Source organism: Paenibacillus sp. RC73, assembly GCF_044908085.1.
Classification (GTDB): Bacteria; Bacillota; Bacilli; order Paenibacillales; family Paenibacillaceae; genus Paenibacillus; species Paenibacillus terrae_A.
Genome location: NZ_JBIYCV010000003.1, coordinates 225,490 through 250,573 on the forward strand (window position 1 = coordinate 225,490; position 25,084 = coordinate 250,573).

General features: G+C 48.2%; 17 protein-coding genes. 7 read left to right on the forward strand and 10 right to left on the reverse strand.

Annotated elements, in window-relative coordinates; all coding sequences use genetic code 11:
- Positions 1-77: 77 nt before the first annotated feature.
- From ABH897_RS07910 to ABH897_RS07920, 3 genes are all read right to left on the reverse strand, one after another.
- Complete coding sequence (locus tag ABH897_RS07910; RefSeq protein ID WP_404591555.1) at positions 78-1,439, reverse strand: amidohydrolase family protein; 1,362 nt, start codon at positions 1,437-1,439, stop codon at positions 78-80.
- Between the two features lie 346 nt (positions 1,440-1,785).
- The gene (locus ABH897_RS07915; RefSeq protein WP_404591557.1) at positions 1,786-2,547 is read right to left on the reverse strand and encodes an ABC transporter permease; all 762 of its coding nucleotides are present in this window, start codon (positions 2,545-2,547) and stop codon (positions 1,786-1,788) included.
- A complete protein-coding gene (locus tag ABH897_RS07920; RefSeq protein WP_404591559.1) occupies positions 2,544-3,284 on the reverse strand; it encodes an ATP-binding cassette domain-containing protein in 741 nt (246 codons plus the stop codon). Before ABH897_RS07920 ends, ABH897_RS07915 begins: the two co-directional genes overlap by 4 nt.
- 282 nt (positions 3,285-3,566) lie before the next feature.
- On the opposite strand from ABH897_RS07920, the gene ABH897_RS07925 reads away from it, so the two are divergent.
- The 5 genes from ABH897_RS07925 to ABH897_RS07945 all read left to right on the forward strand — a co-directional run bounded on the left by ABH897_RS07925 (position 3,567) and on the right by ABH897_RS07945 (position 9,360).
- Entirely contained in the window at positions 3,567-4,139 is a 573-nt protein-coding gene (locus ABH897_RS07925; RefSeq protein WP_404580976.1) for a TetR/AcrR family transcriptional regulator, read from the forward strand.
- Between the two features lie 178 nt (positions 4,140-4,317).
- Entirely contained in the window at positions 4,318-5,724 is a 1,407-nt protein-coding gene (locus ABH897_RS07930; protein ID WP_404580975.1) for an alanine/glycine:cation symporter family protein, read from the forward strand.
- 111 nt (positions 5,725-5,835) lie between these two features.
- Entirely contained in the window at positions 5,836-6,480 is a 645-nt protein-coding gene (locus ABH897_RS07935) for an SDR family oxidoreductase (RefSeq protein WP_404580974.1), read from the forward strand.
- A gap of 167 nt (positions 6,481-6,647) precedes the next feature.
- Positions 6,648-7,361 (forward strand): MBL fold metallo-hydrolase, encoded by a 714-nt coding sequence (locus ABH897_RS07940; protein WP_283653790.1) that lies wholly within the window; start codon positions 6,648-6,650, stop codon positions 7,359-7,361.
- Positions 7,362-7,635: 274 nt separating this feature from the next.
- Entirely contained in the window at positions 7,636-9,360 is a 1,725-nt protein-coding gene (locus ABH897_RS07945; protein ID WP_283656343.1) for a glycosyltransferase 87 family protein, read from the forward strand.
- Positions 9,361-9,494: 134 nt separating this feature from the next.
- Here ABH897_RS07945 and ABH897_RS07950 read toward each other — a convergent pair whose 3' ends face one another.
- The 4 genes from ABH897_RS07950 to ABH897_RS07965 form a co-directional block, all read right to left on the reverse strand.
- Positions 9,495-10,199, reverse strand: a complete 705-nt coding sequence (locus ABH897_RS07950; RefSeq protein ID WP_404581044.1) for a Crp/Fnr family transcriptional regulator — start codon at positions 10,197-10,199, stop codon at positions 9,495-9,497.
- Between the two features lie 61 nt (positions 10,200-10,260).
- Entirely contained in the window at positions 10,261-10,431 is a 171-nt protein-coding gene (gene rd / locus ABH897_RS07955; RefSeq protein ID WP_192511049.1) for a rubredoxin, read from the reverse strand.
- Positions 10,432-10,433: 2 nt separating this feature from the next.
- Positions 10,434-11,627: an NAD(P)/FAD-dependent oxidoreductase gene (locus ABH897_RS07960; RefSeq protein WP_404580973.1), complete on the reverse strand. Its 1,194-nt coding sequence runs from the start codon at positions 11,625-11,627 to the stop codon at positions 10,434-10,436.
- A 37-nt stretch (positions 11,628-11,664) separates the two neighbouring features.
- Positions 11,665-12,900, reverse strand: coding sequence for an FprA family A-type flavoprotein (locus tag ABH897_RS07965; RefSeq protein ID WP_404591561.1), 1,236 nt, complete (start codon positions 12,898-12,900; stop codon positions 11,665-11,667).
- A gap of 255 nt (positions 12,901-13,155) precedes the next feature.
- Here ABH897_RS07965 and ABH897_RS07970 point away from each other — a divergent pair, with 255 nt between their 5' ends.
- Positions 13,156-13,497: a cupin domain-containing protein gene (locus ABH897_RS07970; protein ID WP_404580972.1), complete on the forward strand. Its 342-nt coding sequence runs from the start codon at positions 13,156-13,158 to the stop codon at positions 13,495-13,497.
- A gap of 116 nt (positions 13,498-13,613) precedes the next feature.
- On the forward strand, positions 13,614-14,387 hold the full coding sequence (locus ABH897_RS07975) for a class I SAM-dependent methyltransferase (RefSeq protein ID WP_404580971.1): 774 nt from the start codon (positions 13,614-13,616) through the stop codon (positions 14,385-14,387).
- 133 nt (positions 14,388-14,520) lie between these two features.
- Here the strand turns inward: ABH897_RS07975 and ABH897_RS07980 are convergent, their stop codons facing one another.
- From ABH897_RS07980 to uxuA, 3 genes are all read right to left on the reverse strand, one after another.
- Positions 14,521-22,665: a leucine-rich repeat protein gene (locus tag ABH897_RS07980; RefSeq protein ID WP_404580970.1), complete on the reverse strand. Its 8,145-nt coding sequence runs from the start codon at positions 22,663-22,665 to the stop codon at positions 14,521-14,523.
- Between the two features lie 303 nt (positions 22,666-22,968).
- Complete coding sequence (locus ABH897_RS07985; RefSeq protein ID WP_283653782.1) at positions 22,969-23,823, reverse strand: SDR family oxidoreductase; 855 nt, start codon at positions 23,821-23,823, stop codon at positions 22,969-22,971.
- Positions 23,820-24,956 carry a mannonate dehydratase gene (gene uxuA / locus ABH897_RS07990; protein WP_404581043.1) on the reverse strand — a complete coding sequence of 379 codons (1,137 nt, stop codon included), beginning with the start codon at positions 24,954-24,956 and terminating at the stop codon, positions 23,820-23,822. The genes ABH897_RS07985 and uxuA overlap by 4 nt, the downstream gene beginning before the upstream one ends.
- Between the last annotated feature and the right edge of the window lie 128 nt (positions 24,957-25,084).

Genomic DNA, 25,084 nt, shown 5'->3' on the forward strand with positions numbered 1-25,084 from the left:
TTCCCTCCTTTCGATTCCATCTTAACAGGCGGAATGCAGGAATATTTGACTTGAGTTGCATGGCACCCTACAGCAAATCAGATTGGCCATGCTTCTTCAGGCACCCCGTTTTGTGCGAAAATATAATCTCTGGACTCATTGGCTAACTTGCGCAAGCGTTGGATGTCTACATGCAGCATTTTTCCGTTCCGTTTGACAGCTTTCCCAGCCACAAACACTGAATCGACGTTGCTCGTGTTTGCACATTGCACAACAGCACCGATTGGATGATTTACCGGAAACATATTCAGATCGTTGGTTCGAATCATAATCAGATCGGCTTCTTTTCCCGGAGTTAACGTACCGATCTTATGATCCAGTCCCAATGCTCGGGCACCGTCAATCGTCGCGAATTCTATAATGTCCCGTGCTGAAATGGTGAGTTCCACCGGCATTTCTCCTGTGGATAAAATCTTTCCATTGATTCTGGAACGTTCTGCTTGCAAGGCGAACTTCATTTGTGCAAACATGTCTCCACCGGTTGATACTACAACATCGACTCCTAGTGAGGGTCTTCCTCCGTTCTCCATAAATAGCCCTGTAGCCGGATAGCCATGTCCCATCATCATTTCGATTTCTGGAGTAACGGAAATGGAGGCGCCCGAATCTGCGATTAGCTTATACTCCTCATAGCTGAGTGTATTGGCATGGGCAAAGTTAAGATCCGATCCGAGCAGTCCAGCCTTATGCAATTTTTCAATCGATCGATCCACCGAACCCCATGTCCCGAACCCTAAATGCATTGTACACAGCACACCAAGCTCCCGAGCGAATCGAATCTCATCAACTGTTGTTTCCCATGCGCTAAATTCTGGTCCTCTTATGGCTAACCCCATGGTAAGCAACTGGTCATCTGATGAGAAATACTGCTTTTTCACCCGTCTGCTGTCATCGGATTGTCGTATCTGGCTTTCTCTGGACCAATATTCGCCATCACCAGGAACTCCGTGGGCAAAGACCGCTCGTGTTCCCGATTCTTGCAAGCCCCGGATCAGCTCATCCGTATGCTCGGGTGAATTAATCATCGACCAATCTAGTAGCGTGGTAACCCCTGCATCCAACGCTTCCAGCGCGCCCAGCAGATTCGCTACATGTCCATCCTGCGGACGTAATTTAGCTCCAATATTGCCATAGTACATACGCCCCAGGTACTTTTCGAGAGACCAATCAGTACCTACATTCCGAACGACAGACTCCCAGGTGTGACGATGTGTATCTACGAATCCCGGCATAACAATCATGTTTGTAGCGTCAACAACTTCACAATCGGATGCTTCCAGCTCCGGTTGAACAGCGACAATTTTTTTTCCCTCGATAAGAATATCCGCTTTCTTAAAATCACCCATTGTCTTATCGAGCGTGAGTACACAGCCGTTTTGGATTAATAAGCGATGGTTCATCTTTTTATCTCCTTTGTGTGTTGTTAGATGACGAGGCATACAATATCAAAATTAGCCCTTTTGCTCTGCACGAAACCCAAGCTTCTATGCCCCCTCTCGGAAGGATAATGTTTGCAATAGTTTACTCTCTTGATGAAAAATGAACGTTAATTGATATTTAACCTATATATGTATATTATAAGCCTGATGTTGGTATAAATCACAGTATTTTTTGTCGTGCAGGGACCAGAATATACACTAAAAAGCCTACCTGCCGATCATCTGGCAGATAGACTTTTGCACAATAAAACGATATAAACTCCATGTCTTTGGATTTCAACGCCTTTGCGCCGGAGTTTGATAGGGATCAGCGTTCCCATGCTTCTGTGCGAAGCTGCTGCTGGCGGGTAAATAATGCCGGATAAATGAACAGGCTGAGCAGCACGCTGGTCAGAATAGCAGAGGTCATGGTGGTAAATACGATCAGCAGCTGCAAACGGACAGCGGCAATGGGATTGGCTCCTGCGATAATCTGCCCGGTCATCATGCCGGGAAGTTGGACAAGCCCCAGCGTTTTCTGTCCCTCAATGGTTGGAATCATACTGGAGCGTATGCAATCCTTGAGTATAGGGAAAATGGCTTGTCTCGGTGTGCCACCTAGTGCCAGGATGAGCATGATTTCAGGCTTGCGCAGCAGCACCTCCGACTTGAGCCGGGACACCAGCAGACTGGACAAAATCATGGAGCTGCCAATGATCATGCCGCTAATCGGAATCATATACCGGGCTGTCGCCGGAATGATATGCAGGCTAATCAGGAATGCCTGTGTAACGATTTCCACACACAGCAGCGTCAGGAATGATTTCCACATCAGGCCGGGAATAAATCGTCCTTTGCGTGCCACATTTTGGGAGGCTACGGTGATCATGAGCAGAATGAATAATGCGATAAATCCGTAGCTCTGCATCCCGAAAATCAAGTGCAGCACATAGCCGATGGCCAGCAACTGAACCGATGCCCTGATCGTGGCGATGATAATATCCCGATCCAAACCGAGCTTGAGGGATTTGGACATGACGATGGCGATGAACACAAAACCGAGAGAAAGAATCAGGGCAACAATTGTCATACCCATTCTCCTGCTATGAACCTGCGGGTTTCATTGTGCTGTGGTGCATCGAAAAAAGCCTCGGTATCCGCTTGCTCTACGAGCTTTCCGTCGATCATCAGCCATGTTTCATGGCCTACTCTGCGGGCTTGTTCCATATGATGCGTAATCCAGATCATCGTCGTTCCCTCTTCTTTGTTCATTTGAAGCAACAGTTCCTCTACCTCTTTGACCGAGGCCGGGTCCAGTGCGGAAGTAATCTCATCCAGCAGTAAAATATCCGGGAGGTTCGCAAGCGTTCGCGCCAAGGCCAAGCGCTGTCTTTGACCTCCGGATAGCTCCTGCGCCTTTTGCTCCAGTAGATCGCGGGTAAGCCCTACACGCTCTAACAAGTCGCCTGGATCATGCAGCACCGTGCCATGCAACCGTTCTACGGTCTGAAGATTATACAGAACGGTTCCTTGCAGCATGGGGGCATCCTGAAAAACCAGTGCGACCTTTCGTCTCAGTTCAGGGATTTCCCATTCGGAAAGGGGCTTGCCGAATACGCTGATTTCCCCTTCATCCGGCGTCAGTAGAAGATTACACAGTGAAAGCAGCGTGCTTTTACCAGACCCGGACGGGCCAACCAGCGTGGTGATTTTGCCGGGAGAAACTTTTGCCGTAATTCCATTCAGGACAGCACGTTGACGTTCAGACCCGATGAAGTATTTGGTGATGTGCTTAAATTCAATGGCTGGAAGTGGCTTGGGATCCATAGATATAGCTATCTCCTTTACATGGGATCGAAAAAGTGGTCAGACCCGCTCTATGATCTTGCTTCGTTCATTATATCAGTAAAAGCTGATATGCTTTCAAACCATAGCTTTTTTGTATAAACTAATAGGTAAACTAATAGGATTAGCTAAAATAGAAATCAGGCTCATTTTGTATTTTTATACGTCAGCATTTTGCATCATTCGATTCCCGACGCTTTATGCAAAATGCTCACGTCAATGCCTTACATAGAAATTAGAAATTCGATTAAAGGAGAAATGCTGATGTCACCCAGAAACGGAGTGAAGCTGCACGATATTCTACAGGCTGCCGAGGACATTGCCAATGAACGGGGGATGGGCGATGTCACGCTCACCACGCTGGCGCAGAAGCTGCACATTCGCCCCCCGTCTTTGTATAACCACGTGGACGGGTTGAACGGACTGCGCCAAGTGCTGGCTCTACACAGCCTGGGACAGTTGGAAGAAGCTTTGATGAGCGCGGCGGTTGGCAGAGCGGGTGACGATGCACTGACCGCTATGGGGAAAGCCTATATGCGATATGCCCGCGAGCGACCCGGTTTGTATGAAGCGATGCTGTATGCAACTGATCGAAATAATACCGAAGTGAGGCAGGCTGCGGATCGTGTGGCGGAGCTTGTCATTTCTGTTCTGTCCAGCGGCTACGGATTTAAGGAAGAGGATTGTGTTCATGCGGCGAGGGGATTCCGCAGTCTGCTTCACGGTTTTGCCTCGCTCGAACAGAAGGGCGGCTTCGGTTTACCCGTAGAAGTGGATCGGAGTATTGAAGTCATGATGAACACTTTTTTGGCAGGTTTGCGTGTGCAACAGAAATGAGTATAACATGAGGTTCAAACTCTGTGAGGTTTCCTGTTAATGGCTTCTATAAAATAAAATGTATAATTATCTGTTCTGTGTGGCTAAAAATTGGTATACTCAAAAAATACTGTTAAACGGCCGAGTATGGAACCGGTTCTACAGAGAGAATGAATCAAGGGATATTGGGGGATTGTGGATGCAACAGGTTTTACAGGATGTGCTCGGTGTAATTAACGACTTTTTCTGGTCCAAGTTGTTAATTGTCATGCTGATCGCATTGGGACTATTTTTTACGTTCCGCACTAAGGGTCTGCAAGTACGAATGATCGGAGATATGTTCCGGGTACTAAAAGAGTCAAAACGCGGCTCCAGGGACAGCATTTCGCCTTTTCAGGCATTTTGTATCAGCATGGCGGCACGTGTGGGTACGGGTAACATTACGGGGATTGCTCTTGCCATTGCGCTGGGTGGGCCGGGTGCGGTGTTCTGGATGTGGATCATTGCGATTATCGGATCAGCCTCCAGCTTCGTTGAAAGCACATTAGCCCAAGTATATAAAGTGAAGGACAAAGATGGATTCCGCGGTGGCCCCGCGTATTACATGGAGATCGGATTGAAGAAGCGGTGGATGGGTATTGTTTTTGCGATACTGATTACACTGAGCTTTGGTCTGGTCTTTAACGCGGTGCAGTCCAACACGATTACGCTAGCTTTCGAAAATGCCTTCGGCACGAGTCGGCTGGTTGTGGGTCTGCTGATGGCGGCTGTGTTTGCGGTCATTATTTTTGGGGGGATCAAGCGGATTGCCAAAATGTCGGAATATATCGTCATTGTACTGGCAGTGCTGTATATCGGAATTGCGCTGTTTATTGTAATCATTAATATTCAGCAATTGCCGCAGGTGTTGTCCCTGATCGTACGCAGTGCGTTCGGTTTCGAGCAGGTTGCGGGAGGCTCCCTCGGGGCAGCCTTGATGCACGGCATCAAGCGTGGTTTGTTTTCCAATGAAGCAGGAATGGGGAGCGCACCGAATGCGGCAGCTACCGCAGACACCAGCCATCCGGTCAAGCAAGGCTTGATTCAGGCTTTTGGAGTGTTAACGGATACGCTTATTATTTGTACAAGCACGGCAATGATTATTTTGTTATCCAGGGCGTATACGAAGCCGGGGCTTAGCGGGATTGAGCTGACCCAGGCGGCTCTGAGTGTGCACATCGGCCCGTGGGCGTCCGGTTTTCTTGCCATTATGGTATTCCTGTTCGCTTTTAGCACATTGATCGGTAACTACTATTACGGCGAAACGAACATTGAGTTTATGAAATCGAAGAAAATCTGGGTATGGCTGTATCGCGCTGCTGTAATTGGCATGGTGATTTTCGGAGCAGTGGCCAAGGTGCAGCTGGTGTGGGATATTGCCGATTTATTCATGGGGATGATGGTCGTTGTCAATCTGATTGCCATTGCCCTTTTATCCCGAGTCGCTTTTGCAGCTTTAAAGGATTATTCACGGCAGAAAAAGGCGGGTCAGGACCCTGTCTTCTATAAAGATAGCATTCCGGGGCTAGAGCAAGTGGAGTGCTGGGAGCGGGGAACCAAGCTTTAAGGCAACGCTTGATCACAAACTCGGCGTACCCATCTGATTGCGTCCTGAACCATACGGGTAAAATACTTCTGTATAATGTAGAAGAGAGACTGCGAATACAGGAGGGATATTATGAACGTACTGGTGATTGGCGCAAATGGAAAAGTAGGCAGACATCTCGTTCGTCTGTTGGGTGAAAATGGAGCGCATCGCGTAAAGGCGTTGATCCGCAATCAGGATCAGGCCGAAGCGCTTGAACGCTTGGGCGCGGAAACGGTGATAGCTGACCTCGAAGGAACGGTTGACGACATTGCCGCAGCCGTAAAGGGTAGCGACGCTATCGTGTTCACGGCTGGCTCCGGTGGCAAAACAGGCGCGGACAAAACCCTGCTCATCGACCTCGATGGAGCGGTCAAGGCTATGGAGGCTGCCGAGCAGGCGGGCATCCGCCGCTTCATTATGGTCAGCGCAAGGCATGCGGAGAATCGGGAGCAATGGCCTGAGTCGATTAAGCCGTACTACGTGGCGAAGCATTATGCAGACCGCCTGCTGGAAGCGAGTAATCTGGACTACACGATCTTTCGTCCGGGTGGACTGACAGATGATCCCGGTGTTGGAAAGGTCGCTACGGAGGATGATCCTTCCGTTAGTACCATTTCCCGTGAGGATGTAGCCGCAGTGGTAGTAGCGGCACTGGATGAACGGCAGACGTATCACCGTGCGATTAATCTGGCGTCAGGCAGCACGCCCATTGCTGAGGCTGTCCAGCAGGGTTGATGGATTTAGGAGCATTCACATCATAGTTGGAGAGAGGCAGACCAGGGATGTTATTCCGGGTCTGCCTTTTTGCTGCGGAATATCTGCGAAAAGATTTGTTTAAAACTAATGATATTATTTATAATACTAATATAATTAGTTTTAAACAAGATGAGGAGATGAGATGGATGCGTGTTGTTCAGGTGCAGCATGTAGTTCAATTGACGTTTCTGCCGAGACTGTTCCCGGTGAACTGCTATTTGGTGCAGGAAAAGGAGGGGCTAACATTGATAGATGCCGGACTTCCTTATAGTGCAGATGGTATCGAGAAGGCTGTTGCGCGGATGGGGCAGCCAATCCTACGAATTGTACTTACTCATGCCCATGAGGATCATGTGGGTGCACTGGATAGGTTGAAGGCACGGCATCCGGATGTGCAAGTATTCATTTCCAGACGGGATGCGCGGCTGTTAAAGGGCGATGTATCGCTGGATACGGGTGAACCGAATACTCCGATTCGGGGCAGTGTGCCCAAAAACATCCGTACACAGCCTGACGTTCTGCTGCAAGAAGGGGATCATGTGGGTTCGTTGCTGGCGATCAGCGCACCGGGACATACGCCAGGCTCGATGGCATTTCTGGACACTCGTACCCGTGCATTGATTGCAGGCGATGCCCTCCAGGTCCGAGGCGGCGTTGCGGTGTCAGGGAGGCTTAAGCCGCTGTTTCCATTTCCCGCACTGGCCACCTGGAACAGGGAAATTTCACTGGAAAGCGCCAAAAAGCTGGCGCGATTCAAGCCATCTCTACTGGCTGTCGGACATGGCAACCTGCTTGAACATCCACAGGACTCAATCGAACGGGCCATTCAGGAGATGGAGCGGCAATTTGTGAAGAAATGATTCTGTATTCAGCCAACTTTCAGCCAGAACTCACGATGCCCTCAGCTATGACAGATACAATATGAGGAAAATAGATACAGAGAGAGGTGCATCGGATTTGAACGTGTGGAAAGAGAACCGCCTGAAATATATACTTCTGTTCAGTCTCATATTGTGTGCTGTGGTTAGTGTGGTTTCGTTATGGAGTTATTCTGGCAGCTCGGCATCCCAGTCTGCTGCTATTAGACAGGGCCCGTCCGGCGGATTTGGAGGAGGCGGCGGACCCGGTAGAGGCATGGGAGCGCCGGGGCAACGCCCCTCGAACGGACAGAGCGCTGGAAATCGTGGAGCAGGAAATGTAGGGCAGGATACCCGCTCCAATTCGACATCGACGGATACCATGGACAGCTCTGACGGTAAGAGTCAAGGTACGACAGGCCAATCTGCCGATTCATCCACCCAAGGTACATCGACATCGGGTGACAAAGGTACAACGGCCGGGAATGACACATCTACCTCCGGAGGCAACGGTGCTGTCAGAGACGGGCAACAGCGAGGTCCGGGCGGTATGTCCGGTAACGGCGGCCCTGGTATGAGCATGGGCGGACCCGGCGGTGGTATGAGTGGTGGAAGAGGCGGACAGTCTTCATCTGCTTATGCGACTCCGCTGGCGATCTTTGCCGCTTTGTTCTTCGGTGCGTTTGTATTCATTGTGTACCGTTTTCGGGCCAGTGTATGGAAGATCGGGGAACGTAACCGGGGGCTGATGTTATGGACCGTGCTTGGCGTGGGATTCTTTTTAAGAATGGCGATAGCGCCGTGGATTTCGGGGCACATGGATTTAATGCTATTCCGTAACTGGGCTACAACGGCAGCGGACAGCTTAACGGGATTTTACACGAACGGATCAAGTGATTATCCGCCGTTCTATATTTATATTTTATATGTGATCGGTAAAATCGGCTCTACGGACGCTTTCAGTCCCTATATGTCCGTGCTGCTACGGCTTCCGAATATATTAGCCGATATCGCGACAGCGTACATGCTGTATCGGTTGGCGAGCAAACGAGTCGGCTTTGGAATCAGCATCGGGCTGGCATTGTTCTATGTATTTAACCCGGCGGTATTTATCAATTCGACCTTCTGGGGACAAGTAGATTCATTCTTTACATTGCTGATTGTGGGTATGGTTGTGTTGTTGGTGGAAAACAGAGTAGGCTGGTCCACCGTATTGTTTACGATAGCGGTGTTGATGAAGCCACAGGGGATTATTTATGGCCCGATTCTGTTCTTCGAGCTGCTGAGACAACGCAAAGTACAACCTTGGTTGCTGGCTGTAGGTGCAGCGGTTGTGACGACAATTCTGGTCGTGCTGCCATTTTCATGGGGGCAGGAGCCATTATGGCTGCTTGATTTATACAAAGGAACGGTTGGTGAGTATCCGTATGCTTCTGTGAACGCATATAATTTCTTCGCACTGATTGGTGGCAACTACACGCAGGACACAACGACGTTGTTCCTGTTCAGCTACCACACATGGGGCATGATCGGCATTGTGTTGGTGACTTTGTTTACGTGGTGGATGTATGCATGCAGTGGCAAACCAGAGTTTGTGGCCGCGGCTGCACTGGTGCAGATTGCGGGTGTGTTCACCTTCGCTTCCAGCATGCATGAACGGTATCTGTTCCCGGCCGCGGCGTTGGCAGTGCTGGCGTATCTGTATTTGCGGGACCGGAGATTTTTATGGCTTGCGGGTGGATTCAGTCTCACGATTTTCCTGAACACCTTCGATATTTTCTATAGCTCGAACTCTCAGGACAGCTATGGAGTTATTCTATGTGTGACCTCGTTGTTGAACGTGCTGCTGTTTGGATATCTGGTCAAAGTGGTATGGGATTGCTCCAAGTCCGCCACGATTCAGGCCAAGTCCGCCGAGGACACGGCTGCACCGGAGCTTCCTTCTGGGAAGCACGTATGGGGAGCGTCTCCCCAAGGTGTGAACACAACGATTGAAAGATAGCCCATTATATAGGGTGAAAAAAAGGAAACCGCCCTTTGGCGAAATGGAAGTGGCAGGTATACCAGCCATAAACCATTAAGCCAAAGAAGCGGCTTTTTTGTTGCTCTTCATGCCAGAACAACATTGGATGTACCTCAATCCATATATTCGTTCAGTTTCTGTACATCGCAAATGGTAATCTCTCGTGTACCCTTAATATGAATAATCCCCAGCTGTTCAAATTTTGCGAATTTGCGACTGATGGTTTCGCGTGTGACACCCACATAATTAGCCATTTCTTCGCGTGAAAGGGGGAGATTTATTTTAATGTAGGAGCCGTCCGGTTTTCCGTATTTATGCCCAAGCTCAAGAATCATATAAGCGATACGGATTTCCGGGTCTTTGGTAGCCAGGCTTTGAGCCAGCTTTTCGGTATGTGCCAAGCGTTTAGTAATGGTTTTGAGCAGCTTCAAAGAGATATCGGGATTGTTGTGAATCGACTGCTCCATATCATCCTTGGTGAGCATACAAATATCAGTATCTTTTAAGGCATACGCACTAAAGTTACTCAGCTCATCGCTGTTAAATATGTTCAACTCGCCAAAAAAATCGCCAGTTGTCAGAATGTGCAGAATTTGTTCTTTGCCCTGAGGTGTCATTTTCAGAAGCTTGACATGCCCGCTTTTAATAATGTACAGCGTATCGGATGCTTGTTCCTCGATAATCAAGGCCTCGCCTTTCTGATATTTCCGGTGTCGGATCATGGAGCTGACCTTACACAAATCTTCGCAGGACAAAGAGGAAAAGATAGGCACTTTGCGGGCACAGGGCTCCTTTTCGCACTGGCAGGGGCAGGACATCTCATTCACATTCATTCACTCCATTCATAAACCGGAAACTAAAAAGTATAGTGCGTTCTTGTTATTCTGTATCATCTATTGGGGCAAAATGGCTTTGATCCTCACCGCAGACTGGACAAACCCAGTCTTCCGGAAGGTCCTCAAACGCTGTACCGGGCATAATGTCTTCATCGGGGTCCCCCAAAGCAGGATCATAAATGTATCCACAGGGTTGACATACATATTTTTTCATCTTTAGCTCTCCTTGTCACCAAAAATTTTTGTAAGCTCTGGCGCGTCCGGTTTGAGTCCCTGAATGATGGCTGTTTTGTATGGAAGTGAAGTGAGGGCATCCCCAAAACCGATCACGCCGCAGATAGAGTCGTTTTGTATGAACATTCGTGTATAAGAAGCTTGATTTTCACTGGTCAGGCTGGTGTCGCATTCCTGTTCATTTACTAGGCCAATGGAAAAGAGAGGGGATTCATAGCTGTTCGATAGAGTTACAGGGATGGGACACTGGTAGCTGACGGATGCACCCGTCATATTAGCTCCTGCTACTTTTCCTTGCTCTATAGCACTTTCCCATAATCCATCCACTCTATTGTGAAACTCGGCTACATCACCTGCCGCATATATATTGGCGAAGCTGGTTTCCATCTGTGCATTCACCAGAATGCCGTGTCCAATATCAAGTCCGGTTTGGCGAGCAAGCTCAGTATTAGGTACAATTCCGATAGAATACACGACATGCCCGCAGGGAATTACAGAGCCGTCCTGTAGTTCTACACCGTCTACATGATCTGTGCCTGTAATACGCTTTACGCCTTGTCCAAGGCTTACCTTCGTGCCCCGTTCAGTAATCCGATGGGTCAAAATAGAAGAGGCCTTCTCATCTAGCTGGCGTGGCATAAGCCGGTGCGAAGCTTCCAAAATGGTTACAGCATACCCGGCTTGCTGGAAGGACCAGGCGGTTTCTATGCCCTGAATACCACCGCCGATGATACATATCCGGTCTCCTTTCTGCAATTCCGTTTTAAGTCTGTCTGCATCTTGTCGAAAACGGATATTGTGAACATTCCTTAGTGAAGCTCCGTCCAGTAAAAGCTTACGGTTGTGGGCTCCTGTACACAGCAGTAACTTGTCATAAGCAACGATTTGCCCGTTTGCTGTTTCAATGGTGCAGTCCTCTGCATGTATCGCGGTGACCTTTATGCCGGAATAAACATTAATTCGTTGATTGGCAAACCATTTTTCCTTTTTGATCAGGATTTTGTCGCTGTGCAAGTCAGTGAATAATCCCTTGGAAAGCTTGACTCTGTTATACGGAAGGGATGTTTCTTCCCCGTAAATAGAAATTTCGGCTAGCTCATCATGATCTCTAATCGCTTTCGCCGCGTTGACGGCGGCAACGCTGCCTCCGATAATAACGTAATGTTGGTTACCCATTCAGCATCTCTCCTATTTCGCTATACGCTGCCTTTGTTCAAATGACGCTAAGCAGTAAATCTGAGACAAATTCAGCGGCATTTTTAATTTTCTTTACTTTTTCATCTTCTGTAGGAGAGAAGCGAATGCGTACCGGGAATTCCACATGCGTCATACCAGTCGACTTGATGACATCAGAAGTGCTTTGGACCTTCATATTGGTACCGATTAAGTAATCCTGTACGACTTCAATGGCTTCCCCGCTCCAGCCGTAGGAACCAAAGGCAGCGGCAAGCTTACCTTCCAGATTCATCTTTTGCATTTTTTGCAGCAGGTCTTCCAGCTTGCCCGTCATGTCCGCATATTTGGTAGAGCTACCGACGAAAACAGCATCCGCTGAGGCAATACTATTCAATATCTCCGTTTCATCCGCCTTATCTACATCCCATAGCTCCACCCTGATTTGGTTTTCCAAAAAGCAGTCTTTCAGGATGTTTGCCATTTTTTTAGTATTATTTTTTAAAGTGGCATAGACAATCGCTACTTTTTTATCATCCTTAGTTTCGGTACTCATAGAGGCGTACAAATCAATAAACTTGGCAATGTCATGTCGGATCGCGAAGCCGTGGGAAGGAGCAATCATCTCAATATCCAGGTCAGAAACAGCTTCGATTAATTTACGCACATATCTGCGATGCGGATGAATAATAGCCTGATAGTATCCGATAAAGTCCTCGGTAATATCAAAACCCGCCTCATCGGCAAATAGATGCTCTACAGCCACGTGTGTACTGAAAATATCACAAGGGAACAAGATTTTATCTTCTATGCAGTACGTAATCATGGTTTCTTCCGTATGGAGGTAAGGTGTTTCCTTGAACAGCAGCGTCTTGCCTCCAATATCCAGTTGATCCCCGTCCTTGATCACCAGGAAGTTGCGATGCTGAAGCTTGTACATTTGTTGAATTTCCGGAACAGCAATCTCAGTGCAGACAATCGTAGCGTTCGTTGCTTTGGAAGCAAGTGCTGCCAATCCGCCCGAATGATCTGGTTCCGTGTGATTGACGATAATATATTGAATGTCCAGCGGATCAATCAATTCGGTTACAGCTTCGGCAAATTCCCTGCCAAACGCCATATCCACGGTATCCACAATGGTTGGTTTTCCAGTTTTCAATAGATATGCATTATAGGTTGTACCCTTAGATAGTAGAAGACGATGAAAGGGAACCTCGCGATTATCAATTTTTCCTACCCAATAAATATCCTTTGCCAGTTGAAATCCGGGCTTCATAGGAACAACCTCCTGCTTGTTTTTGTTTGTCTAACACCATTCGATTCTAGTTGGATGTGTCGATGGAAAAGAGGATTGAAATCAAATTTTTGAATATTTAAAAGTATTTTTTACTTAAATTTATATTTGTGATTGCAATCACAAGGCGAGCGTAATAATCAAATACAATAAGACCATATAGATTGAAACCTGAGAACATGCCAGGTATCCAATCCATCATAGGCAAATCAATTTCAAACAGGAGAGTGAACCTACATGAAGAAATCAAACCTCATTCAGTTTCAGGAATATAAAGAAGCTGCGTTTACAAAACGAATTGTGCATAAGGAAGCCGACAATGTAATTTTTATTCTCAACTTTACTCCTAATGCTGAGCTGCCAACACATAATCATCCAGAAGCGAATGTATATTTGCTTGTTCTTGAAGGTACCGGTACTGTAACTGTGAATGGTGAAGAAACGGAAGTTGTCCAAGGGGATATGATCCATGTTACAGGAGATGAGCGCTTTTCCTATCGCGGTGGTGCGGAGGCGAATTCCAGCCTGCATGTGGTGTTGACCAAAACGCCAAGTGAAAGCTATGCGCAAAATATATAAAGAGGGTACATCACCGTAGCTATATAAATTATAAAAATAAAAAGTGTTAAATTTTTTTACGCATATATTGATAATGAATATCATTATCAAATTATTGAAAGAGGTGTTTGTGGCCGATGCAGACAGTAGATTACACACAGGTGCCAGGGCACTGGATATTGGCAAGTCTCGGTAAGCGCGTGCTCAGGCCCGGAGGGTTGAAAACGACACGCTGGATGATAGAAGGGCTTGACGTAACCGGGAAAGATGAGGTTATTGAGTTTGCTCCCGGATTGGGCATAACTGCCCAAATGACACTGCAACTGAATCCCCGCCGTTATATTGCGATTGAACAGAATGAGAAGGCGGCTTCTATCGTGAAAACGTATGTAAGTGGAGCAAACCGGGAAGTGATTATTGCCGATGCTGAACAGGTTCCGTTGCCGGATGCCTCTGCGACGGTGGTATATGGGGAAGCTATGCTGACTATGCAGACAAGGGTCAAGAAAGCACAGATTATTTCGGAAGCCAAACGACTTCTGAAACCGGGCGGGAAGTATGCTATTCATGAGATGTGCTTAGCTTCAAATGATATTGAGCCTGAGATCAGAAAGCAGATTTACAAGGATTTAGCTGTAGCCATGAGAGTTAATGCGACACCGTTGACGGTACTGGAATGGGAACAGCTGCTGAAAGAGGAAGGCTTTAAGGTTGTTAAAATCTATACGGTTCCCATGCACTTACTGCATCTGCCACGTATCATTCAGGATGAGGGCTGGTTGAGATTTGGCAAAATTGCCTTTAACCTTATGCGAAACCGCGCTGCCCGAGCTAGAGTTATGGGTATGCGCAAACAATTTGTAAAGCACGCCGACCATCTGCAAGCGGTCAGTATAATCGCTGAGCGATAGTCTGAAGTCCCGAATAGGAGAATAATGAAGCTTTTTTGGGCAAATAGGAATAAAGGAGACGAAACCCCAATCAGGGATTCGTCTCCTTTTGTGAATGTGCTGCTATGTCAGACTAAATTTATTTTTGAAGATTTTAATTTTGGTTATAGATTCTGTACAGGAATACGGCAGCCTCGGCACGAGTAGTTGGTGCTTTCGGAGCTATTTTGCCGTCTGATCCTGTAATGAGACCTTCCTGCACCAGCGCAGCCAAGCTTGCAGCAGCATAATTGGCGATGTCTGCCCGATCACTGAAGGATTCGAGTGCAGCCGTCGAAGATGTAATCGCCAGTTTATTTGCTTTTTGCAGGGCTTTGTCCGTCAAGACCATCATATCCTGTCTGGATATAGGTGCATTGGGATTAAATTTGTTGTCACCGGAGCCGCCTGCGATACCCAGTTTTTTGGCTATGCCTGCTGCTTCGTAGTAATAGCTTCCTTGCTTAACATCGGCAAAGTTGCTATCGAAGCTTGTGCTTAATCCCAGTGTTTTCACCAATAGTGTCAGATATTCCGCCCGCGTGATCTTGGCCGCAGGGGAGAATTTAGTATCTGTTGTTCCATTGATGACTCCCTTGGAAGACAGTACCTCAATTTGTTTCTTGGCCCAAGCATATTGACTCAAATCCTGGAAGGATTTTTCGACATAGGCTACAGCGAATTGGCTAAAATGATGAGTGGTAAAGCTGACTTGTCCAGTTACCGCATCATATTTTCCTGAAGTCACCGGAGTTGCATGACCTGCTGCATCTACATATTGGATGACTATATGCTCTGGATTTTTCAGCTCGGCTGCTGTAGGTGTATAAGGAATAGCTACAGTTACAGCTGCATTGTTGTTACTCCAAGGCAATAGCTTGCCGTTTGCTTTCAGGTTCAGTTCAACGACAGGGCGAGTACCCATGTCGGACTTCGCTTGTGCATCCAGCTTGTTTTTGCTGCCGGAGCTTAATTCGAGCGTGATGTTTTGTGCACCTGCTGCTCCAGCCGTTCCAAGCATGTTACCTGGCAGGGTTACAACCGCGATACCCGTTTTGATTTTAATGGCACGGGAAGCATCCGCTGCGGTTACAAAGCTTGCTGGCAGTGTCAGCTCATAGGATTTCGCTTGATTGGATTCCACGGTGACCTCTACAGTTTTCATTCCTTTGCCATCCGCTTGGGATGTGGCGAAGGCGTTGTTCAGGAAGTCAGAATCCATCGTTATCGTAGCTACACCTGTGCTGGTGTTCAGCTTGGTACTAAATGATTCAATGGCATTACCCTTGGCATCCAACACGCGGACAGACGAGGCTGTGCTCGGTGTCCCGGTTGTGGAGCTGCCGCTGGAACTGCTACCAGCACCGCTAATAGCAGTACCACTGCCTGTGCTAGTATCAGGGCTAGAATCCGTATCCGTGCTGTCGTCGTCATCTTTGTTGCTGCTTGTGTCAGAAATGTTAATCATCAATATAGCATCGTTGCCCTTATCGAATTGTACTTCCAACGGAAGGTTGCCCTTCGGCTGTGTTGCCAGATACTCTTTCTTAATCGTGAGCACATCCTGGTTTACGGTGTAAGCCGCTTCTCCAATGGATGCCCCTTCCAGCTTGATATCTGTAATAGACGATGCACTGTTCCAGGTGATGGTCGTTTCTACATCTGCCTGATTGCTCGCTTTTTTGTCAAAGCTGGCTGTTTTCGGGCTAATGCTTGCATCTACCTCCACAGGATTTTGGATGGCCCGAATGGTCAATACCGCTTTGTCTCCAAAGTCAAAGAGCAACTCAACACTGACGGTGTCGCCTTCTTTCAGATTTAAGCCGGAAAGGAAGCCTTTTTTCAGCGTCAGAGTATTTCCGTTAACGGTATAATCATGACCTTGGATCAGAGCGTCCCTGTCATAAACAGCTTCTGTGACACTTCGGCTAGGACCTTGGTTCACTCCATAGACCGCTTGTGTGACGCTATGGGCTTCGTTCCAGGTAATTTCCGTGGTCACATCCATTGGATGGTCAAGGTCAAAGTTGTGGGTTGTTGGACTGATCGTGGTCGGAATGGCCGAAATAATCACTTCACCCGACGCCAGCACCTCTATTTGCCGGGTACCGGTTTTGCTTACTCCGGTTTCATCCTTCGCATCTGCATAAACGATATACTTGCCGGCCTGTGGAGTCGGCCACTGGTAGGCATTGCCTGCAGAATAAGTGTCGAGCGTTACAGTCTGCTGTGTACTTTCATTCCACGCCCGGAAGGAGTACGATTTGTTCCCGATCCCCCCAGTAGCCTCAGCACTCAAAGCAATGGTGCCTTCTGAAGCTTCATGATTGGCTTTTAAATGTACGGATAATGGCGTATACACCTTAAATGGAATGGAGTTGCTTCCGGCGTACTCTTCTGCCGCAGAACCCTGCCAACCGTAAAGGGTAAGATCTGTCGTATCATTAAACGCTCCCCAGCCGATGTTGGACACGCCTTCGCCCAAAATCACCACTCTGAGGTTGGGGGAGCCGACAAAGGCAAAGCCTCCGAGTGTAGTATTACTGTCCAAAATGGCGACTGACTTCAAATGATTGGAGAAAGCGAAAGCCCAGTCGTTAATTTTCGTTAGGTTGCTTCCCAACACAAGTGATTCGATGCCTGTATCGGAAAAAGCAAAGCTTCCGATTTCCGTCAAGCTGTCAGGCAGTTTAACAGATTTCAGATTGCTGGTTCTGCTAAAGGCAGAAGTACCAATGGTCAGCAATCCCTCAGGAAATTGGATGTCTGTAAGGAACTGTGCCCTTTGGAAAGCATAATTACTGATTTCCTTTACGGTCGCCGGAATTTGATAAGAAGCATCCGGCTTAGCCGCAGGGTATAAAATCAAATTGGTTTTGGCTTTATCCAGCAGCACACCATCTTCACTGGCATAAAAATCATTATCTTGCGCAACATTGACACTCTTGATCATCAGTGAGCTGGCAAAAGGATTACCGCCGATGGAGGTCACGCCTTTTCCAATATTCACAATGGACAGCCGCTCGGAGTTGCCCAGTACATTGCTGCCCAGAGACTGCACTTGATCCGGGAAGGTGATTTCCACCAGACTGCTGTTATATTGGAAGGCATAGTCGCCAATTTTTTTGACTCCCTTGCCAAGATCGATACTGGTCAGCTTGAAGTTATAAGCGAATGCATACGCACCCAGCTCTTCTACCCCATCTCCCAAATTCACTTTTTCCAGCTTGTCGGAGTGGGTAAATGCCGCTTTCCCGATCGTTTTGACGCTGTCGGGAATCGTCAGGGAAAGCAAGCTGACGCTGGAATCAAAGGCCTGATTTCCAATGCTTTGCAGGCCATCCGTAAGCGTGATGGAGCTCAAATTGGCTGCAACATGAAAGGCAAAGTCTTCAATTTTGGTCACGGTGTCAGGAATCGTATAGGCATCTCGGCTGTGTCCGGCGGGATAGCGGACCAAGGTCGTTTTGTCCTTGTTGAAAAGCACCCCGTCCTGACTTGAGAAGGCTGTATTGCCCACAGACACTTCGATATTTTTTAGGCTTGAGTTTCCCGTGCTGTCAAATGCCTGCTGTCCCATTTGGGTTACGCCCTTCCCGATGGAAACATTGGCCAGCTTCGCATTTTCGGCAAATGCGGCGTAGCCCAAGGTGGTTACACTGTCCGGAATGACAACAGAAGAGATCAGCGTTTCCGCAAAGCCCCTTTGCCCAATGGTGAGTAGCCCGCTGCCCAATTTGACGGAAGCGATACGACTTCCCCAGAAGGCTTCGTCCCCGATGGAAGTGACGGAGTCCGGTATTTCGACGGATCTGATCGCCGAGGAAGAGAAGGCTGCACGGCCAATCGAGGTCAGATGGCTTGGTAGCTTAATTTCTTTCAAGCTTGTCGTAAGGAAAAATGCATGGTCGCCAATTTCCGTTACATTGTCCGGAATATTAATGGAAACGAGATTACTGGTTTCCCGGAAGGCGCCCTGATTAATTCGGGTTAAACCATCCGGCAGATGCATCGCTTTCAGAGCTGTGTCACGGGCAAAGGCATTATCGCCGATTTCCTTCACCGTGCTTGGCAGCGTAATTTGTTCAAGTTTGGCGAGATCGGAAAAGCTGCTTTCCCCGATCACTTCCAGTCCCTCCGATAAGGTGACAACTTTAAGCTCCTTGTTATAGGCAAATGCCGCCCTGCCGATTTTTTTCACCGAGTCCGGAATCTTCACGGACAAAATATCTTCACGGTAGGCAAAGGCTTCTTCGCCGATTTCCGTCACATGATCTGGAATGACAATGTGGCCGCCAGAGCCGTTATAGCTCGTCAAAACTCCACTCACGATAGTGAATTCGGAGCTGGAGGCTCCCTCTACCATGATTCGGCTGGTGGCGGATTTCCCCGAGGCTGTTGCTGTAATGGTTGCCGTTCCGGCCGCTTTTGCCTTCACCATTCCATTCTGATCCACACTGGCAACGGACTCATTGGAGCTGGTCCAGGTGATCGGACCAGAAACCACTTCGGGATTGGTTGTGGCTTTCAAGGGCTTGTTCGAGCCAACGGTCAGCTTCAACGCAGCCCGGTTCAGCACAATTCCCTGGCCTCCGATCGGTGTGACCGTAACCTGGCTGGAAGCGGACTTTCCATTAGTTGTGGCGGTAATCCTGGCCGTTCCCGCACTTACGCCTGTAACGGCTCCCTCTGTATCTACAGTGGTTATGGCCGGATCAGAGCTTGCCCAGGTAACCGTTTTGTACGTAGCGTTAACTGGCGTAATATTCGCTGTCAGATCCTCGGTTGTACCGACGACTAAGGATAGGGCTTCCTTATCCAGCGTGATGCCCTCCGTTCCAATCGGTTCAAGAACAATACTTGCGCTACTGCTGTTGAATGCATAGTCAAACATGTCTACTTGGATCTTGTCGGTAGGAAGGCCATTATTCGTCAGCTTATCCTTCAGATCGGTGATATCCATGGTCACCGTATTGACGGATGTTCCGTCCGCCAGCTTTTCATCGGCATCCTTGATAGCCACCAGATTGGACAGGGCACCACCATTTTCTGTGGCTAATTGTAATCCGCTGGTATAGTGGTTATCCTTGATAATCATTTTTAAGAACGTCTTACCGTTTTCCTTATAAATGCTGTAATCGGCTAAGGTAGGGCCTGTTTTGTCATAGGCAAAATCAAAGGTCCAGGAATCGGTTCCCTGCCCGTTTGTACCTGCGACTACCCCGGTAACCTTAAAGGCATATATTCCTTCCGGTACTTCGTTATTATTTTGATCCAGTCCGTCAAAGGAAGGCTTATCGTTCAGAAGAGCCTCCGCCCAGCTAACGACACCGGAGCTTACATAATAAAGCGATTTAGGCACTTGCGAATAATCGAATTCCTTGACAATATTCCCGTCTCGGTCTGTAATGGTATATTTCAGGCTTTCCGCATTACGCAAAAGACCTGTTGCCACTCCCAATATTCTGTATGAATTGCCCAGACTTATAGGCGAAATAGCGAATTTCTCCGGCATGACACCCCACTCCTGACCAAGCGCAATGGCTACTTGGTTTTGGCCCAGAAGATACCCTTGACCGGGGTACAAATTATAAGGGGAACTGCCTTTAATAGAGTATCCATCTTTGCCATATTCCGTACCATCGAAAATGCGAGGTTGTCCCCAATCTCCATAGAAGCCGACGAACGGCATGGAGAGGTTCACGCCTTTTTCCGCATTCAGCATAACGAACCCGTCAATAAAGGTTCCGTTTTTAGTAGCCTGATCGAACTGTGCTTTGAGTGCATCCGACAACGTAATTTTCACGGTAACCGTTGCTGTGCCGCGTGCAGGTACGGTTACTTTTCCGTCCGTTACACCGCTGTATTGCACTTGGATGCCTTTGCCAGCATAATCTGTGGAGTGCTGTGAAAAGAGGTTCTTGCCATCCTTCGTCACTATTTTCTCCGATAAAGTGGCCGTATTCAGGTCATAGGTCAACGCCTGATCGGAGATGCTGTGAATATCGAAGGTAAAGGAGTAGACACCTGCCTTGTTGTAGCCCAATTCAGCTTTGGGTCTGTCATTACCCTGTACAGTCAAATAGGCTCCGGTAGTGACTGCTCCGTTCACATTGGCCAAGCCCGCGCCTTGCTTACGGGGAGAATAATATTGCTGATCCTCGTCCTTGGCTGGATGGGCAGTGCTCATCAGCAGGGTATGTACCAGCTTTTCTCGTTCAATAGGGTCTGAAATATTCAGTTTGCTGGTAACATACTCTTTCACCAAGACTTCGGCTCCGGCGATATGAGGAGATGCCATAGACGTACCGCTCATATTTTCATATTTATTGCCGGGAACGGTAGAGTAGATATTTTCACCGGGTGCAGTGATTTCCGGTTTCAGTTTTAAGTCCGGCGAAACGCCCCATGAAGAAAATTCCGACATTTTATATGCATCCGCATTGGGTGCGTCTGTCTTGAATTTTTCATCCAGCGTCAGTTGTTTATTTGCCAATTCCAACAGATACAGTCCGTCATCCTTGGTAATGGATACGGCTGGAATGTAGTAGGAGCTGATATCCATGTTGGCTCTGCCTGATTCATTATCATAAATAACGGTAGCAACGGCACCAGCAGAATACGCAGCGCCGACCTTTTGCTGGAAGCCTATTTGGTTGCCACGGGACATCAAGGCTATTTTACCTTTTAAATCCCCCGCCTTTTTAATGTCTTCCGCAGTTCCAAAACCGGCATCTACATAATCATATGTACGGTTTAGTGCCTGTATTTTGGGGTCAGCGGCAGTGGAGGTGTCGTTGAATATAATCTTTCGATCCCCTGCCAGAATATAAGGGGCATCTGATGTAGCGGTATTAATCATACTTGCTACGGATAGAGCAGCATCGTATGTGGAAGGAGCAGAAACAATTGAATTGTCAGGCTCGTTCGCATAGGGAAGGTTGGAACCGGACTGGTTTTGATAAGCGGCGCTGTAACTGTTTCCAGCAGCTACCACAAGATTGATTCCAGCGTTCGCAATCCTGCTGTACATGTCATCCTTACTTGCTTCCCCGGCTGTGGAAAAGCCTGCATTGGAACCAAGACTCATATTGATGACATCTGCGCCCATTTTAACGGAATCATCCAAGGCGGCAATAATGTCAGCATCCGTGGTGAATCCATTGAGATCATCGAACACCTTCATGATCATTAATTGGGCGTCAGGAGCAATCCCTTTTAATTTATCGCCGTTAGCGGCGATGGTGCCTGCCACATGGGTACCGTGGGCGTTATCAGAACTGGCAGAAGGAATGACATTGGTGTCTTTATCTGCGTAGTCATAGGCGAAAGGAACTTTATCATCCATGTAGACATCATCTATGCTTACTTTGCCTGCAGACATATCGGCACTGCTCAGAATGTCGCTAACCTTTTGGCGGGTGTGTTTCAGGGTCAATGCGGGAGGCATATGCGTGGAAAATGCTTCATGCTTCCAATCCAGACCGGTGTCGATGACAGCTACAGTCGTACCTTTTCCTGTATATCCTGCTGCAATAGCCTCAGGAGAACCGATCATCGCGGAGCTATTGGCCATATAAGTCTCCATAGACTGTTTAGGAACGATTTTTTCATATTTGTTGGCTACCCATGCGTTTTTCACGCCAGGCAATTTTCGAATTTCTTTCAGCTCTTGGTAGTCTACCTTTACCGAAATCGCATTCATAACCATGTAATAATCGTAAATGACTTCTAGTTTGGGGGCCAAGACTTTACTTAAGCCTAAAGCGCCTAACGAAGAGGAGTCTTTGATGGAGAGTGCACGAATCTGGTTTTTTACCGATTCATGCTGGGTTGTGAGGGTGCGCTCGCTGCTTCTTAGAGCATTCAGCTGATTGCCGAAAGCTTTGGGGGAAGCACTGGAAATGAGCGGAGCTCCTTGTAATTCCACAATCACGGTTACTTTCCCTGAGGGTTCGTAGGTGGCTTGTGTAACGTTGGTTTCTTCTGATGCTTCATAGGTTGCTTCTGCAACGGATTTCTTGCCTATTCCGCTGTTGTTTAGGGTCCCGTTTTCTAGCTTTTCTTTAAAGCTAGGTTCACTAGGGTCTGCGTTTGCTACTGCACTGGTTGTCTGATCTGTACTAGCCAGTGTAGGTACAACGTTATTCTCATCTGTAGCTGCCGCCGCGAAGCCTAATCCTGCGGCAAACAGGGTGTTGCTTACGAGTAAGGCGATGAGAAAGCCTGCAATCCATTTTTTCTTCCAAACCTTCAGCAATCTTGTTCCCTCCTGAAAATATATTGGTATAGTAAAAAAATCCATTAGGATCCATTGATGTGCATCATCATTCGTCTAAAATGATAATGATTATCATTATCAATATACTTAATAATGATAGAAATAGTCAATATCGAATTTTTTAAATTTAGAGTATTGAAGGATTCGATCGTGTTGTGGAGGTGTGATGCAGGTTGTTTTCAAGCGATTCTCGGAGTCTATGTAATCGGGAAAAAGATAGGAAAGGAAAGCTGTGTCGATAGCCGCCTGGCTCAAGCGCTCAAGCGGCTTTTGGGGTGCTGCTCATACCCCGGAATACGACATAAACCCGCCGTCTACCGGAATCACTGTGCCCGTAACAAAGCCGGATGTCTGTTCATCCACGAGCCACAGCAGGGTGCCAAGCAGATCGTCCGGTACGCCGAAGCGGCGCATGGGGGTGTGGGCGATGATTTTATCCGCACGTTCAGTGAGGGAGCCGTCCTCGCGGGTTAGCAGACTGCGGTTTTGCTCTGTGAGAAAAAAGCCCGGTGCTATAGCGTTGACGCGAATACCCGCTTCAGCCAGATGGACAGCCAGCCATTGTGTGAAGTTGTTAATGGCAGCCTTGGCTGCGCTGTAAGCCGGAACTTTGGTCATCGGGCTGGGAGCGCTCATAGAGGAAATGTTCAGCACGACTGCTCCTGAACGTCCTGTCATGCCCTGTGCGAATATTTGTGTCGGAATGAGCGTTCCGATAAAATTGACGTCCAGCACCTGGCGAAAACCGGGTATGCTCAGCTCGAAGAAGGTGGTGATATCGGGCTGCGTCAAGTCCTCCAACCGGAATGTTTCGCGGGTGGTATTGGCGCTCGCATGATTCCCTCCGGCTCCGTTGACCAGAATATCACAAGCGCCGAATTGCTTGCGTACCGCCTGTTCGGCCCGCCGAACGCTGTCAGCTTCGGTGACGTCACAGGCCACAGCCATCGCTTCTCCGCCTGCGGCCTGAATATCATGGACTACATGCAGGCCCTTTTCTTCCGTTCGGTTCAGAATAGCGACCTTCACGCCTTGCCTTGCCAGCTCGCGGGCCATCGCGCTGCATAGCACTCCGGCACCGCCTGTAACTACTGCTGTTTTGCCTGCCAGTGAAGGGTGTAGAGAAAGTGTGCTCATAGGGTCGACTCCTTCGTATGGACTGATCCGGTCAGCGTGGTTTCCGTCCTGGAAACAGGAGAATTGTGTCGGACCTGGTTACATGTCAATGCATCCCACAGCCCCCATAAATACATAATCCCAAGTGCGCGGTCATACAGTCCATATCCGGGTCTGCATTGTTCTCCCCACAAATGGCGACCATGGTCCGGTCTGGCGTAGCCCGTAAAGCCAACATCGTGATACGCCTGGACAATGCCCGCAATATCGACGGTTCCATCCTGAGTTCGGTGAGATGTTTCGATAAAATCTCCGTTAGCGGAAACACGCACATTGCGGATATGGGCAAACGGAATACGATCCTTGAACTCATAAATCATAGAAACGATTTCATTTTTGGGGTTGGCTCCCAGCGAGCCAGAGCATAGGGTAATCCCGTTCGCGGGACTGTCGTACAGCGCCAGCAGCCTGCGCAAATGAGCCTGGCTTGTGATGATGCGTGGCAGTCCGAATACAGACCATGGCGGATCATCGGGGTGAATAGCCATCCGAATGCCGCTGCGTTCGGCAGCGGGAATAACGGCCTCCAGAAAGTAAGCCAGATTCCGCCACAGGTCTTCCTCCGTGACGTGGGTGTACGCTTCAAACAAAGCCGTCAGATGCTCCAGTCGCTCCGGTTCCCAACCGGGCATGGTTAACGAGCTATTTTCGTTAATTCGGCGTACCAGTTCGAACGGATCAAGATCTTCAATTCGTGACTTCTCGAAGAAGAGAGCCGTCGAGCCGTCCTCCAGTTCCTTCTGCAAATCGGTGCGCAGCCAGTCAAAAATGGGCATAAAATTATAGCAGACGACCTTCACGCCGTTGTGGCCGAGCTTTTCCAATGTACGTATGTAGTTACGGATATACTGATCGCGCGTCGATCGTCCGAGCTTGATATCCTCATGCACATTCACACTTTCAACGACCTCATTGTGAAATCCCGCCTGTACAACCTGCTCTCGAAATGCCACAATACGCTCCAAAGGCCATTCTTCTCCGGCTGGAATATCGTGTAGCGCCCACACGATCCCTTCTACCCCCGGAATTTGTCGGATTTGCTCCAGCGTTACCGTATCGTTTCCTTCACCGAACCAACGAAATACCATGCGCATGCTTTGCACCGCCCCATTTGTCATATGATAGGTGTAACAGCAATTTCCAATTCCCGATGTTTCCACATTACCATATTGCTAGAGACAATTGGAATAGTTAACCAAAATAAAGTGATGCACAAACCAAA